Source organism: Komagataeibacter nataicola (genome assembly GCF_003207795.1).
Taxonomy (GTDB): Bacteria; Pseudomonadota; Alphaproteobacteria; order Acetobacterales; family Acetobacteraceae; genus Komagataeibacter; species Komagataeibacter nataicola.
In genome coordinates this window covers 1-13,892 of sequence record NZ_NIRT01000003.1, presented here as the reverse complement: position 1 = coordinate 13,892, position 13,892 = coordinate 1, and the positions used below count along the sequence as shown (strand labels likewise).

General features: G+C 65.2%; 11 protein-coding genes. 7 read left to right on the top strand and 4 right to left on the bottom strand.

Annotated features, from left to right (window positions below; translation table 11 throughout):
* The first annotated feature begins 6 nt into the window (after positions 1-6).
* The 4 genes from CDI09_RS02445 to CDI09_RS02430 all read left to right on the top strand — a co-directional run bounded on the left by CDI09_RS02445 (position 7) and on the right by CDI09_RS02430 (position 3,837).
* Complete coding sequence (locus CDI09_RS02445) at positions 7-1,584, top strand: ATP-binding protein (RefSeq protein ID WP_078525053.1); 1,578 nt, start codon at positions 7-9, stop codon at positions 1,582-1,584.
* 40 nt (positions 1,585-1,624) lie between these two features.
* Positions 1,625-2,104, top strand: a complete 480-nt coding sequence (locus tag CDI09_RS02440; protein WP_078525055.1) for an OsmC family protein — start codon at positions 1,625-1,627, stop codon at positions 2,102-2,104.
* A 40-nt stretch (positions 2,105-2,144) separates the two neighbouring features.
* On the top strand, positions 2,145-2,723 hold the full coding sequence (locus tag CDI09_RS02435) for a YqaA family protein (protein ID WP_078525057.1): 579 nt from the start codon (positions 2,145-2,147) through the stop codon (positions 2,721-2,723).
* 127 nt (positions 2,724-2,850) lie between these two features.
* Positions 2,851-3,837: an SDR family oxidoreductase gene (locus tag CDI09_RS02430; RefSeq protein WP_078525059.1), complete on the top strand. Its 987-nt coding sequence runs from the start codon at positions 2,851-2,853 to the stop codon at positions 3,835-3,837.
* A gap of 111 nt (positions 3,838-3,948) precedes the next feature.
* On the opposite strand, the gene CDI09_RS02425 is transcribed toward CDI09_RS02430, so the two are convergent.
* Both CDI09_RS02425 and CDI09_RS02420 read right to left on the bottom strand, forming a co-directional pair.
* On the bottom strand, positions 3,949-4,878 hold the full coding sequence (locus CDI09_RS02425) for a 4-(cytidine 5'-diphospho)-2-C-methyl-D-erythritol kinase (RefSeq protein ID WP_078525061.1): 930 nt from the start codon (positions 4,876-4,878) through the stop codon (positions 3,949-3,951).
* Entirely contained in the window at positions 4,878-6,809 is a 1,932-nt protein-coding gene (locus tag CDI09_RS02420; protein ID WP_249033988.1) for a tetratricopeptide repeat protein, read from the bottom strand. The genes CDI09_RS02425 and CDI09_RS02420 overlap by 1 nt, the downstream gene beginning before the upstream one ends.
* Before the next feature lie 3 nt (positions 6,810-6,812).
* Here CDI09_RS02420 and CDI09_RS02415 point away from each other — a divergent pair, with 3 nt between their 5' ends.
* Complete coding sequence (locus tag CDI09_RS02415; protein WP_078527815.1) at positions 6,813-7,667, top strand: uracil-DNA glycosylase; 855 nt, start codon at positions 6,813-6,815, stop codon at positions 7,665-7,667.
* A gap of 181 nt (positions 7,668-7,848) precedes the next feature.
* Positions 7,849-9,837 (top strand): lytic transglycosylase domain-containing protein, encoded by a 1,989-nt coding sequence (locus tag CDI09_RS02410; RefSeq protein ID WP_110571171.1) that lies wholly within the window; start codon positions 7,849-7,851, stop codon positions 9,835-9,837.
* A 108-nt stretch (positions 9,838-9,945) separates the two neighbouring features.
* Here CDI09_RS02410 and CDI09_RS02405 read toward each other — a convergent pair whose 3' ends face one another.
* Both CDI09_RS02405 and hpnH read right to left on the bottom strand, forming a co-directional pair.
* Complete coding sequence (locus CDI09_RS02405) at positions 9,946-11,235, bottom strand: hemolysin family protein (protein WP_078525067.1); 1,290 nt, start codon at positions 11,233-11,235, stop codon at positions 9,946-9,948.
* Between the two features lie 131 nt (positions 11,236-11,366).
* Positions 11,367-12,551 (bottom strand): adenosyl-hopene transferase HpnH, encoded by a 1,185-nt coding sequence (hpnH, locus tag CDI09_RS02400; RefSeq protein ID WP_078525069.1) that lies wholly within the window; start codon positions 12,549-12,551, stop codon positions 11,367-11,369.
* Between the two features lie 444 nt (positions 12,552-12,995).
* Between hpnH and CDI09_RS02395 the strand changes: the two genes are divergently transcribed.
* Positions 12,996-13,892: 1-deoxy-D-xylulose-5-phosphate synthase N-terminal domain-containing protein (locus CDI09_RS02395; RefSeq protein WP_282956653.1), on the top strand; the 897-nt coding region annotated here is incomplete at its 3' end.

Genomic DNA, 13,892 nt, shown 5'->3' with positions numbered 1-13,892 from the left:
CGCCCCATGCAGCCGTTCTCCGGTTCCTCCTTCCTGTCCGCGCCACCACCTGAGGAAAAGCCGCCGGGTGCATGGCCGCGCCTGTGGCGTCGTCTCCTGCCGCAGTCGCTTGCCGCGCGCACCACGCTGCTGCTGATCGGGGGGCTGGGCATCATCCAGATCATCGGGCTGACCATCCATGCGCTGGACCGGTTCGATTTTGACCAGCGCATGATCTATGAGCGCGCGCGCAGCAAGATGTTCACCTATTACCGCGCCATCGTGGAGACCGCGCCCTCGGACCGCGACCGCGAGCTTGCAGCGCTCCATCTGCCTGACAGCGTGCACATCACCCTCACCCCCGGCCCCGAGCCGGACATGATCAACGCCATGGCGCTCCCGCCCCACCCCCAGCACCACATGCCGACGGGTGAGTGGAATGGCGGCCACATGCCCGATGACATGGGGCCGGTGCCCTTCAGCCATGGTGGTCCGCACAGACCCGGCGGCCCCTTCGGCCCCGACAGCCCCGGCGGCCCGCATGGCTTCGGCCCGGAAAATGACCCCGGCATGGGGCCGCTGCCGCAATCCATGCGCCCCGAGCAGGTGCTGATCTCGCCCACATCAGGGCGCAGGCGGACGGTTGCCTTTCTGCTGCCCGATGAGCGGCGGTGGGTCACGATCCATTACATCCTGCCCCGGCCCAGCCCGTTCCGTTCGCCCACCTTCCCCATTGCCTTCCTCATCATGACCTTCGCGGGCGGCATCCTGATCCTGTGGGGCGTGCGCAGGCTGATCGCGCCCGTCAGCACGCTCGGCGCCGCCGCCGAGGAACTTGGCCGCAACGTCAACGCGCCCCCCATGCCCGAGGACGGGCCAAGCGAGGTGGCGCGCGCCGCCCATGCCTTCAACACCATGGCGCACCGCATCCGCCGCTACCTGACCGACCGCACGCTGATGCTGACCGCCATCGGCCACGACCTGCGCACGCCAATCACGCGCCTGAAACTGCGCACCGAATTCATCGAGGATGACGAGATGCGGGCCAAGATGCTGGCTGACCTCGATGAACTCGAGGCCATGGTGGCCGCCACCCTGGCCTTTGGCCGCGACGCCTCGCAACGCGAGCCGATGGGGCAGGTCAACCTGACCGCCCTCCTGCAGACCATTGCCGATGAAGCCGCCGAGACCTACCTCGATGAGGCGGACAACATCGCGTTTTCATCGGAAATGCCAGACGTGCTGGTGCGCGCGCGCCCAATGGCGCTCAAGCGCGCGCTGAGCAACCTTGTCACCAACGCCATAAAATATGGCGGCGGCGTGCGGATCGTGCTGCTGCCGCCCCACAAGGGCACGGGCGAGGACGGCGCGGAATCCACCGTCACCATCCTGATCGAGGATGATGGCCCCGGCCTGCCCACCGAGGACCTCGAGCGCATGTTCGACCCCTTTGTGCGCGCCGAGCACAGCCGCAACCGTGAAACCGGCGGCACAGGGCTGGGCCTGTCGATTTCGCGCAACATTATCTGGGGGCTTGGCGGCGATATCCGGCTAGGCAACCGACACCCGCATGGATTACGTGTGACTGTCACACTTGTCTGCTAAGGTCCGATTCCAGTACGGACAATTCAGGATATAGCGCTCGATGCCGGACAGAACACACCGTTATCAGGTCTCACTTTTATGGACCGGAAACGGCGAACATGACGGGGCTTCCCGGCAGGCCCATCATCAACGCAGCTACGAGCTGCACTGCACGGGCCGGCCGGTCATTGATGGCTCGGCCTCGCCCGCCTTTCGCGGCGATTCCCAGAAATGGAACCCCGAGAAGCTGCTGCTCGGCGCGCTGTGCGCGGACCACCAGCTCTGGTTCATCCATCTGTGCACGGCGATGGGAATCGGCATTCTTTCCTATGCCGATCATGCCGAGGGCATTCTGGAGGAATTCGAGGACGGGTCATTCTCCTTCACGCAGGTCATCCTGCGGCCCCATGCCGCCCTTTCCACCGCGCATGACGTGCAGCAGGTGATCGACCTGCACCATGATGCCGCCATGCGCAGCTGCATCGCACGCTCGGTCCGCTTTCCCGTAACCTGCGAGCCACGCGTAACCCGCGCGCAATAATTTCTTGCCGCAGGCAGGCGGTTAATGGCATTGCCCGATAATGCTTGATCGCCTGTACTCCCGCATCATCGCGCTGGCTTCAAGCCGGCATGCCGTCATCTGGCTGGCGGTCATCGCCTTTGCCGAGGCCAGCGTCTTTCCGCTGCCGCCCGACATCATGCTGCTGCCGATGGTGCTGACACAGCGCGAGCGGGCCTTCCGCCTGGCCGCCATCTGCACCGCCGCCTCCGTGGCGGGGGCAGTGCTGGGCTGGTGCATCGGCTCGTTCCTGCTGGAATATGCGGCCATGCCAATCGTGCATTTCTATCATGCCGAGCACACATTGCAGACTTTGCAGGAACGCTTCCGCGAATGGGGCATCTGGATCATCCTCATCAAGGGGCTGACTCCCATCCCGTTCAAATTCGTCACCATTGCCAGCGGGGCGGCGCATCTGTCGCTGGTGCCGTTCCTGCTGGCCTGCGCGGTAACGCGCGGCACGCGCTTCTTCCTGCTTGCGGCCCTGCTGCGCCGCTATGGCGCGCCGATCCAGGGCTTTATCGAGCGCCGCCTGCCGCTGGTGGCCGGGCTGTTCGCGGTGATGCTGGTGGGTGGCATCGTGGCGCTGAAATACATCTGAGGGAGGCAGCCCGGCCTGCGTGATGGTGTTCGCCCGCCGCAGGCCGTGATAGGGTGCCGATCCTGATCTTGAGCCCGCGCGGCGTTGCCCGCGCGGTCCTTGTTACCAACGGGTGGGAGCATCATTCATGCCGCAGCAGGTTGCCGTCATTACCGGAGCGGGCGCGGGAATCGGCCGCGCCACGGCCCGCACACTGGCCCGGGCCGGGTGCGATGTCGCCCTGCTTGGCCGCAACCGCGACCGGCTCAATGATGCCGCCGCCGAACTGCGCGAACTCACCGTGCGCACCCATATCGTATGCGCCGACGTGGCGGATGCGGCGGCAGTGGAACAGGCGGCTGAGGAAATAGAGGAAAAACTCGGCCCCATCACGCTATGGATCAACTGCGCCGGGGCCACTGTAACCGGTCAGGTCGCAGCCCTTGAGGCCGATGAGATCCGCCGCGCGACCGAGGTGACCTATCTCGGCACCGTCAACGGCACCCGCGCCGCGCTTACGCGCATGCGCCGTCGCGGCCATGGCACCATCGTCAACCTCGACCGGCTGGCCAGTCTGCGCCCGCCGCCGCTGCAGGCGGTGGAAAACGGGGCGCGTGCCGCCGTGCGGGCCTTCTCCGAGAGCATCCGCCCCGAAATCCTGCATGATGGCGACCGCATCCATATCGCGCTGGTGCACCTGCCCGCCATCAACACGCCGCGCTTTTCATGGACACGCAACCACACCGGCAAGCGCCTCAAGCCGATGGGGCCGGTCTATGAGCCTGAAATCGCCGCCGAGGCCATCTGCCGCGCCGCCTTCGGGCGCGAGCGCGATATCTGGGTGGGCCTGTCGGGCGTGCGCAAATGGGCGCTTTCCACCTTTCTGCCCGGCCTGTCAGACCGCTGGCTGTCGGGCAAGGGCTACGCGAAGCAACTGGAAAAGACCCCGGTGGCAGGCAATGAGCCTGATGACCTGTATGAAACCGTGCCCGGCGCCTATGCCGCCCATGGGCGGTTTGACATGGTCACCCGCAAGGCCATGCCGTTCCTGCTGACCAGCCGCCATGCCCAGCTTGCCACCGTAACGGGGCTGATGGGCATCGTGCTGCTGGCCCTGCGCCGTAAAAAAAGCTGAAAACCGGATAAAAGTTTTTGGCGAAGCTTTTTTCAAAAAGCTTCGGAAGACGCCGCCTTTTTGAAAAAAGGCGGCACCCAAAAACTTCTATCCGTAAAACGCCCTTCCCGCTCAGGCGGGGATAGATGTCCGCACATCCGCACTGCTGCGGCACAGATCACCCGCCCACACCCACCAGTGCGCGCCAGCCTGCTGCACGGCGGCCTGTGCCGCACGGGCGGCGTCGGGGCTGTCGAACAGGGCAAAGCACGTGGCCCCCGACCCACTCATGCGCGCAAGGCGGCAACCGGGCGCTGTCCGCAGGGCATCGAGCACGGTCACGATTTCCGGGCAGATGGCACAGGCGGCCTCCTGCAGGTCGTTGGTCTGGGTGGCGAGGTCGCGCACCATATCGGCCAGCGTGGCCCAGGTGGAGGGCAGCGTGGCGCGGGGGGTGAAAACCGGCGCGCGGGCCTTGAACACCTGCGGGGTGGATACGCTCTGCCCGCAATTGACCAGCATCATGCCACAGGGCGGGAGACGGGGCGCGGGTGAGAGTTCCTCACCGATTCCCTCCATGCGCGCGGCACACTGATCGAGGCAGACCGGCACATCCGCACCGAGCCGCGTAGCCAGCGCCATGAGTGTTGCGCGCGGCAGGTCAAGATTCCAGACCCCCAGCAGCAGCCGCAGGGCGGCAGCGGCATCAGCCGAGCCGCCGCCAATGCCCGAGGCCACGGGCAGTTCCTTGTGCAGCGTGATCTCTACATCCGGCAGGCTACGCGCGGCATCCTTGCCAATCTGTTCGCGCAGGATCGCCCCTGCGCGTACGATCAGGTTATCGGTGCAGTCCTCATCCCCCAGCCTGGCGGAAAACCGGCCCTTGATGTCAAGCGCCACATGGCCGCCCTGCCCGCTGCCCGTTTTCAGGTCCAGCCGGTCTGCGGCACCAGCGAATACGGCAAGGCTGTCAAGCAGGTGATAGCCATCTGCCTGCCGTCGCCCCGTGACATGCAGGTACAGGTTGATCTTGGCATGCGCCAGTTCGTGCAGCGACGACATCAGTGACGGGTTCCATTTGGCTGGGAAGGGGAAGAAGGCGGCGTTGCCACCGGCTTGAGGTCGGCAGGCAGGGCCATGGGCCTGTGGGCCTGCCACGCATGGGCATAGTCCAGCGCCGCCGTGATCTTGCGGCGATCCATCGGGTCAGGCTGGAACTGGATGGCGTTCTGCCATTCATTCACCGCCTCCAGCCTCCGGCCCGCCATCCAGTACGCCACGCCAAGGTGGTAGTTGATGGCCGGGTCCTGCGGCATCTGCTCAACCGACTGCTCAAGCAGCGGCAGGCCCTCCGCCACATGGCCCAGACGCATGAGCACCCAGCCCACGCTATCGCGGATCTGGTTATCGGAGGGGGCAAGCGCGAGTGCGCGGCGCAGGTAGGCTTCGGCCAGGGCCGGGTTCTCGCCGTGCTCAACCATGGAATAGCCGAGGTAATTCAGCAGTTCCGCCTCATTGGGCGCAAGCTGGAGGGCATGCTGCAGCAGAACCCGCGCCTGCGGCCAGTGATTCTGGCGCTCCTGCGCTATGGCCTGACCAAACAGCAGCCGCCAGTCATCACCTTCCAGCCGGTGGGGGGTGAGGGCGATGGCATGCTGGTAGGCATCAAGGGCTTCGGGCCATTTCTGCTGGTCGAGCAGGGCATCGCCGAGGCTGCTCCACAGCATGCGGTCATCGGGGGACTGGCGCAGCAGGTCGCGCAACTCCTGTGCCGCCTGTTCCTTGTGGCCCAGCACCACGTCAAGATCGGCCTGTTCGGCGTGATAGACGGGCAGAAGGGGATCACTGCCCGGGGCGCCATCAAAGGCGGCGCGCGCCTGCCGGTCCTGCTTGCGGGCGTGCAGCATGGAGGAGAGCAGCAGCCGCGCCTCCGAATCCGCAGGGTCAAGGGTGAGCGCCATGCGCAGCATCATCTGCTCGGTGCCGCGCAGGGTGCCGATTTCCAGCGCGGCATCACCCGCATGGTCTTCATCCGCGCCTTCATGGGCATAAAGCTGCTGGTCGATCAGCAGCGCCACCAGTCCGTAGGCCTGTGCCAGACCCTGCGTGGCATGGCTCACCACCGGGTGCTGGAGCATGGCCATGATGTTGCCGCGCGCCGTTTCCAGCACCGGCATGGCCGTGATGCGCTGGTTAATCAGGTCGCGCGCCGCCGCCTCCTGCCCCTGGGTGACCAGCCAGCGCGCCATGACCACCGTGGTGAACAGATCGCCGCTGCCCTTTTCCGCCGCCTGGCGGAACAGCGTATCAGCCCGCATCTGCATGCCGCCAAGCTGGGCGATCAGGGCCGAGTGCAGGATATAGTACCCACCCAGCCGGGCATCCACTTCGGCGGGCGCGAGGGCTGCGAGGGCCTCATCCGTCTTGCCCGCGCCCTGGAGCGCCCAGGCGCGCAGCAGCGGGCGCAGCAGGCCCATGATCTGGTCGGCTGGCGCGTTCTGATAATGTGTCACCGCCTCATCCCACCGCCCCGCAAGGGCTGCGGTGTTGCCCATGACCAGTTCGGGCATCACGCCGGAGGGCTGCGCGCGGGCGAGCGCACCCGCCTCCGGGCTGCCCGCCAGAATGCTGTAGAAAAACGCCCGCTCGCCAAACAGCCGGAAGGTGGGCGCGAGCCCTGCCGCCACGCCATAGGCCCGCGCGGCCTCGGCATTATCGCCCTCGGCCGCAGCTACGTTGCCAACGAGCAGATTGGTGGCCAGATCCTGCTTTCCGGCCTCCATGATGGGGTCCACCGGCGGGGCGGCCCGCATTTCACGGTTGGGAATCCCGGCAAGGAGCGGTACAACAAGGGAGGCCACGACCATGCGTGACAGACGAGGTAAGAGCATGACGCCAGAATCTACCGCGCGCGGCGTCCGCTGCCAAACCCTGAGCGGGGAGGCAGGATGGCGCGCGGCTGCATGGCCCGTGCCGGTGCGGGATATATCCATCCGATGACTGATTCCCTGTCCCTGTTACGCCTTTATGTAGAGTGGGGCGCGGATGACGCGCTGGACCCCGACCCGCATGACAGGCTCGCGCTTCCCACTCCGGCACGCAACCCTGCCCCTTCCGTTCAGCCCACCCCCATACAGCCAGACGCGGGGAATGGACACCCAAAACCCGCCCGCAGGCCACGCCCGCCTGCCCCCCCCTCGCGCGCCACGCTGATTGACGAGGCCGTGGCGGCTGCCCGCACGGCAGCGGCAGCGGCTGATACGCTGGCCGCCCTGCGCGCGGCCATAAGCGGCTTCGAGCCATGCGGGCTGCGGGCGACCGCCACCCATAGCGTGTGCGTGGAAGGCCCGGAGCAGGCCCCGCTGATGCTGATCGGCGAAGCGCCGGATGCGGATGAGGACCGCAGTGGCCACCCCTTCGCAGGGGAGAGCGGGGCGCTGGTCACGACCATGTTCGCCAGCATCGGCATCGACCGCGCCGACCTGCTCGCCGCCCCCGTCATTCCGTGGCGGCCGCCCGGCGGCAGGCCGCCTTCGGTGGCGGAGGCACGGATCTGCCTGCCCTTCATCGAGCGCGCCATCGTGCTCGCGCGGCCGGGGCGGGTGGTACTGCTTGGCAATCTCGCCATTTCCCTCATCACGGGGCAGAACACCACGGCGGCGCGCATGCGCGGGCGGTGGCGCGACATCACGCTGCCCACCGGCCCCGATGGCGCGCCCGCCACCACGCTGCCAGCCCTTTCCATGCGCCATCCATTGCAGTTGCGCGCCAGCGCCACCGCCCGGCGCGATGCGTGGAAAGACATGCTGCTCATACGCGAAACAATCGGAAACATCCCCTTAAAATCATAAAGGGTATTAACATAATCATTCCGGCATATTAGCCTGCACAAACCAGCTATTCATTCCTGTTTGTGCACATGTTTCGTGGTGTTTACATAAGTTCCCTCATTCTGTTCTGAAAACTTATTTACCGCCACGAAATGCGTTAGCTATTGCTTTCCTTGCACGCACGGCTTACATCCGCTTCGCCATGCGAGGGACAATCAATACCCCCCATCACGCGGTGGCAGCCTTTCTGGCTGGCGCCGCATTTCTGGCAGGAGCGGCGTTCGCGCCGCTGCGTGCCCAAACAGTGGCACCTGGCCGACTGGACGATGATCCAGCCAGCCTTGGTGACCATAACGAGGAAACGGCGCTCGCCCTTCCGCGCCTGCACGCGCACGGTAACGCCGGGATGCCCCGCCCGCTCTCGCCCGAGGATGTCAGCCATATCCGCCGGGTGTTCCGCCTGCAGGCCGATGGCAAGTTCGATGCCGCCATCCGCGAGACGGCGGCCATCCATGATGACACCCTGCTTGGAGACATCCTGGCCGCCCGCTACCTCAACCCGGCCTATCACCCCAATGCGGGGCAGCTCCGCCTGTGGCTGCGCACGTTTTCGGGCCTGGCTGATTCACCGGCCATCTATTCCATGCTCGCCGCCATGCCCGCGCCGGTCCGTGGGGGGCCGCTGCCCCCGGCACCCGCCCATGACACGCTGGACAGCAGCCGCCCGCCGCAGCACATCCACCTGCCGGAGGAGGATGACCCCTCGCTGCGGGTATTCACGCGCAACAGCATGCTCGACCGCACCGTGCGCGAGCGCGCGGCCCAGGGCGTAAAGGGCGCGCGCAGCGCCCTGCACCTGATTGCCATCACACCGGGCATGAATGACCTGTACGCCGCCCACCTGCATGCCGAAATTGCCATGACGCTGTTCAGCAGCGGCGAAAACCGGCTGGCCATGTCGATTGCACGCGATGCGTTTGCCAAATCCGGCCAGAGGCTTGGGCTTGCGGGCTATGTCGCCGGCCTTGCCGCCTGGCGGGAAGGCCGCGCCGACATGGCCGAGCCCCTGTTCGAGGCAGCATCACGCGCCAGCCTGACACCGGGCAGCATCCGCGCCGGTGCGGCCTACTGGGCGGCCCGCGCGCACCAGGCCACCGGCGATGTCGCGGCCTATCACCCATGGCTGCACCGGGCGGCGGCGGCTCCGCATACCTTTTATGGCCTTCTGGCCTCACAGATTCTGGGCCTGCGGGCCGCACCGGCCAGCCGGTCGGTCCACAACACGCCCGATACCATCAGCACCGATGCCGACATGACGCTCGCGGCAGCCCAGCAGACAATCCATGCCGGCAGCCCGGTGCTGGGTGAAATCGATATCGAGGCCGTTGCCGCGACCCCGGCCGGGCGCAGGGCGTTTGCCCTGATGCAGGTGGGCGAGCGCGAGCGGGCCGAAACCGCGCTGCGGCGGCTGTGGCCCGATATCCAGAACGATGCCGCCCTGTGCCATTCCACCCAGATGGTGGCCGACGCCATGGGGCTTAAGGAGCTGTCATCGCAGATGCTCCTGCTGATCGACACCAACGAGAGCGAGCACAACACCCACGCCGCCCGCTTCCCGCTGCCGCCGCTCCAGCCCGAGCATGGCTTCCGCATGGACCCTGCGCTTGTCTATGCGCTGACCCGGCTGGAATCCAATTTCGACAGCAATGCCGTTTCCGGCTCCGGGGCGCATGGGCTGATGCAGGTCATGCCGGTCACCGCCGGTTTTGTGGTGCATGACAAGGATCGCTTCACCCGCCGCCCCGCCGACCTGCACGACCCCGCCACCAATCTCGATATCGGGCAGCGTTACGTGCTCTACCTTGCCCAGCTTTCCACCCAGGCGGGGGGCACGCATGTGCCCGCAGGCGGCGACATGATCCGCATGCTGGCCAGCTATAATGCCGGCCCTTCGGCCATCTCGCGCCGCAGTGCGACGATGGACGAGGATGAAGATCCCCTGCTCTATATCGAGAGCCTGCCCAATGGCGAAACGCGCGATTACGTGCGCCGGGCCTTTACCTATCTATGGATCTATGCCGACCGGCTCGGTGTCGCGGCACCCTCGCTCGAGGCGATGGCGCGCAATGAATGGCCCGGCTTTGGCGCAGAAATGGCCATGGCGGGCCACGCAGGCCACACCATCCACTAAACTCGATAAAAGAGTAATAATGTCGCCTTTTTCCAAAAAGCGACATCTTCTGAAGCTCTTTGAAAAAAGCTTCACCAGAAACTTTCCTGGATTTTCAGGCGCAGGATCTCAGTTCTCGGCCAGAAGCTGGCGACTGGCCTGCACGCGCACCACGCGGCGGCCTTCCATTTCCAGCACCTCGAACAGCCAGCCCGAGAAGACGACCTTGTCCCCCTTTGCGGGCACGCGGCGCAGCAGGGCCAGCACCAGCCCTGCCAGCGTGTGGTAGCTGCCCTCGGCTGGCAGGTCGGACAGGCCGAGCCGGTCCTTGACCTCATCGGCAGGCATGGCGCCATCGAGCACGAGCACATTGTCATGCGCCAGGCGCTGGGGCGGCGTATTGCCCGGTTCATGCTGCTCGCCCACAATCGCGCCAAACAGGTCGGATGAGGTCACGATCCCCTCGAACGAGCCATATTCATCAAGCACCAGCGCCATGCCCAGCGGGGAAGCCCGCATGCGCTCGAGCATGTCAAAGGCGGACAGCGTATCCGGCACCGAGATGGGATGACGCAGCCCGATCTCGACCGAGGGGCTCTTGCCATCAAGAAACCGGTCGAGCATATCCTTGGCCAGGATCACGCCCACCGGGTTGTCCACACCGCCTTCGCACACCACGATGCGTGAATAGGTGGTCGAGCGCAGCACCTGCAGCAGTTGCGCGCGCGGCACGTGGCGCTCCACCCAGCACAGTTCGTTGCGCGGCGTCATGATGGCGCGGACCGGGCGCTCGGCCAGGCGCAGCAGGCGCTCGATCATGTCGCGCTCCTCCTGCTCCAGCACACCCGCCTGGGCGCCCTCGGCAATATAGGCGCGCAGTTCCTCCACCGAGACCGACTGGCGGATCGCATTGCCAATGCCCATCACCCTGAGCACCAGCTCCGATGAGCGGCCAAGCAGCCAGACGATGGGGCGCGTGAGCCAGGCCATCCATTCCAGCAGCAGCGACAGGCGGGCGGCAATGAGTTCGGGCTGACGCAGCGCGATCTGCTTGGGCACCAGTTCGCCCAGCACCAGCATGACCGCCGTAATGGCGCTGACCACGAGGAACATGGCCAGTTCATCGGCAATCGAGCGCAGGGCCGCAATGTGTGAAAGCCACCGGCTGACCCCGGCCTCGATGCTGTTGCCGCCAAACGTGCCCTCGAGAATCGAGACCAGCGTCATGCCGATCTGCACGGTGGGCAGAAAGCTCTGCGGGTCGCCTGCCAGTTTCAGCGCACGGTCTGCGCCTTTGGTGCCATCACGCGCAAGAATGGCAAGCCGCGCCCGGCGGGCGGAAATCAGCGCCAGTTCGCCCATGGCAAAAAGCCCGTTGAGCAGAACGAGGCACAATATGACAATCAGGGAGACAAGCATGATCCCACGCTCTTACAGCATATTCAGCCAGACGGGCATATTTTGCCCCCGTCTCGCGCGCAAAAGAAAAGGCGGAGCACATGCCCCGCCTTCCTTTAACCATCCGGTCGATATGATGCCGGAATACGTGCTCAGTCGGCTGCGTCTGCCGTCTCGGCCGGGGCCGCCGCAACTTTCTTCACGCGCGGCGGGGCCGCGGGCTTCTTGCGAGCGGCAAGCTCGGCCATCTTGGCATCGACGTGCTGGGTAAACACGTATTCCGCCGGGCGCTGGTGCTCGAGCGAGATTTCCGGCGCCATCGGCTTTTCCGTCTCGGGACCGAACAGCGCAACCTTGGCAATGTGCCAGGGCCTGCGGACCGCATCCATCACCGCCGTCGACTCGTAGCCCGAATGGACCATGCAGTCGGCGCATTTTTCGTAGTTGCCGGTGCCGTAGGCATCCCAGTCGGTATCGGTCATGAGCTCGTTGAAGCTCTTGGCATAACCTTCACCAAGCAGGTAGCACGGGCGCTGCCAGCCAAACGGGTTGCGCAGCGGCTTGCCCCAGGGCGTGCAGTGATACTGCTCGTTGCCGGCCAGGAAGTTCAGGAACAGCGGCGACTGCGTGAAGCGCCACTTCTTGCCCTTGCCCAGGCGGAAGATGTCGCGGAACAGCTGCTTGGTCTTCTGCCGGTTGAGGAAGTGCTCCTGGTCAGGCGCACGCTCATAGGCATAGCCCGGCGCGGTCATGATGCCGTCCACGCCCATGGCCATCACTTCATCAAAGAAGGTGGCGATGCGCTTGGGGTCGGCCCCATCGAACAGGGTGCAGTTGATCGACACGCGGAAGCCGCGCGCCTTCGCCTTCTTGATCGCAGCCACGGCGCGTTCGTACACCCCGTCCTGGCAGACGGAGGCATCGTGCATCTGCGGGTCGCCATCAAGGTGCACATCCCACGAGAAGAACGGATTCGGCTCGTAATCGTCCATCTTCTTTTCAAGAAGGAGGGCGTTCGTGCACAGATATACGTACTTCTTGCGCGCGATCAGCCTACGGATGATCTCGGGCATTTCCTTGTGCAGCAGCGGCTCGCCACCGGCCACGGCGATAACGGGCGCACCGGCCTCGGTATCCGCATCAAGGCATTCCTGCACGCTCAGGCGCTGGTTCAGGATCTGCGCGGGGTAGTCGATCTTGCCGCACCCGGCGCATGCCAGGTTACAGCGGAACAAGGGCTCGAGCATAAGCACGAGCGGATAACGTTTACGCCGCGTGACATGCTGCTTGACAACATAGGCGCCGACGCGGACTGCCTGCATAATAGGAACGGCCATGAAACCTCTGCTCCTGCACCGGCCCAACCGCCGGTCTCATATTTCAAGTCTGGTAGGTCGGACTATGGACACATCCACCTACAAGAAAACAAGCCCAACATCACTCAGCCGTGCACATAGAGCATGCCGAGGTTGCGGACTTGTACGACACATGAAGCCTTTCGCGAGGGTATAGGACAGAAAGCATCCTGTATTCAATTGCTATTGCCTTCAGTGTGGCCAATTAACAACAGTCAGGGAATTAGAGACTGTATTTGCACGCCTAACCGGAGTAACACATCGCGATTACGCTACGGTCGCCATGGTCTGTTTGCCATGAGCCGCCATTCATCGCCGCCGGGGCAGCCCGCCCGCCCCCTTGCCGGGGCGCGGGGCCTAACCGAAAACCGGGTCGGTTCCTCCCATATGGGCAAGGGCCGACACAGAACAATGGACGCGAACATCATGGATCAGACCAAACCCGCGATTCCGACCCTTGGGCGCTACGCCCAGCTTGACCGGGTGCAGTGGCCGCACGACATGCGCAACCTCTCGGTCGAGCAGCTCAAGCAGCTTGCGGAGGAACTGCGGTCGGAAACGATCGATACCGTGTCCACCACCGGCGGCCATCTTGGCGCATCACTTGGCGTGGTTGAACTGACGGTCGCACTCCATGCCGTGTTTGACACCCCGGCCGACCGCGTGATCTGGGATGTGGGCCACCAGACCTACCCGCACAAGATCCTGACCGGGCGGCGCGACCGCATCCGCACCCTGCGCCAGCCGGGCGGGCTTTCGGGCTTTACCCGCCGCAGCGAGAGCGAATACGACCCGTTTGGCGCGGCGCACTCCTCCACCTCCATTTCCGCGGGCCTCGGCATGGCCGTCGCCCACCACCTGCGCGCGGAGGAAGACCCCTCCTACCGTGAACGCAACGTGATTGCCGTGATCGGCGATGGCTCGATCTCGGCGGGCATGGCGTATGAGGCCATGAACAACGCATCGCATTGCGGCCCGGGCGCGGAGCGCCTGATCGTGGTGCTCAATGATAACGAGATGTCGATCGCGCCCCCCGTGGGCGCGATGTCGAGCTATCTGTCGCGGCTGATGTCGTCGCGCAAGTTCCTCTCCCTGCGCGAACTCGCCGCCAAGATGGCCAAGCGCCTGCCCGGCCGCCTCGAGCGCACGGCCAAGAAGGCCGATGAATACGCGCGCGGCATCATGACCGGCGGCACGCTGTTCGAGGAGCTCGGCTTCTATTATGTCGGCCCCGTTGACGGGCATGACATGAACCAGCTCGTCCACATCCTGCGCAACCTGCGCGATGCCGAGGATGTCGGCCCCGTGCTGCTGCATGTCATC

Coding starts and splice junctions, on each gene's coding strand:
- CDI09_RS02420 (WP_249033988.1), bottom strand. CDS start 6,809: ATGGATATATCCCGCACCGGCACGGGCCATGCAGCCGCGCGCCATCCT.
- CDI09_RS02445 (WP_078525053.1), top strand. CDS start 7: ATGCAGCCGTTCTCCGGTTCCTCCTTCCTGTCCGCGCCACCACCTGAG.
- CDI09_RS02405 (WP_078525067.1), bottom strand. CDS start 11,235: ATGCTTGTCTCCCTGATTGTCATATTGTGCCTCGTTCTGCTCAACGGG.
- CDI09_RS02415 (WP_078527815.1), top strand. CDS start 6,813: ATGACTGATTCCCTGTCCCTGTTACGCCTTTATGTAGAGTGGGGCGCG.
- CDI09_RS02435 (WP_078525057.1), top strand. CDS start 2,145: ATGCTTGATCGCCTGTACTCCCGCATCATCGCGCTGGCTTCAAGCCGG.
- CDI09_RS02410 (WP_110571171.1), top strand. CDS start 7,849: ATGCGAGGGACAATCAATACCCCCCATCACGCGGTGGCAGCCTTTCTG.
- CDI09_RS02440 (WP_078525055.1), top strand. CDS start 1,625: ATGCCGGACAGAACACACCGTTATCAGGTCTCACTTTTATGGACCGGA.
- CDI09_RS02430 (WP_078525059.1), top strand. CDS start 2,851: ATGCCGCAGCAGGTTGCCGTCATTACCGGAGCGGGCGCGGGAATCGGC.
- CDI09_RS02425 (WP_078525061.1), bottom strand. CDS start 4,878: ATGTCGTCGCTGCACGAACTGGCGCATGCCAAGATCAACCTGTACCTG.
- hpnH (WP_078525069.1), bottom strand. CDS start 12,551: ATGGCCGTTCCTATTATGCAGGCAGTCCGCGTCGGCGCCTATGTTGTC.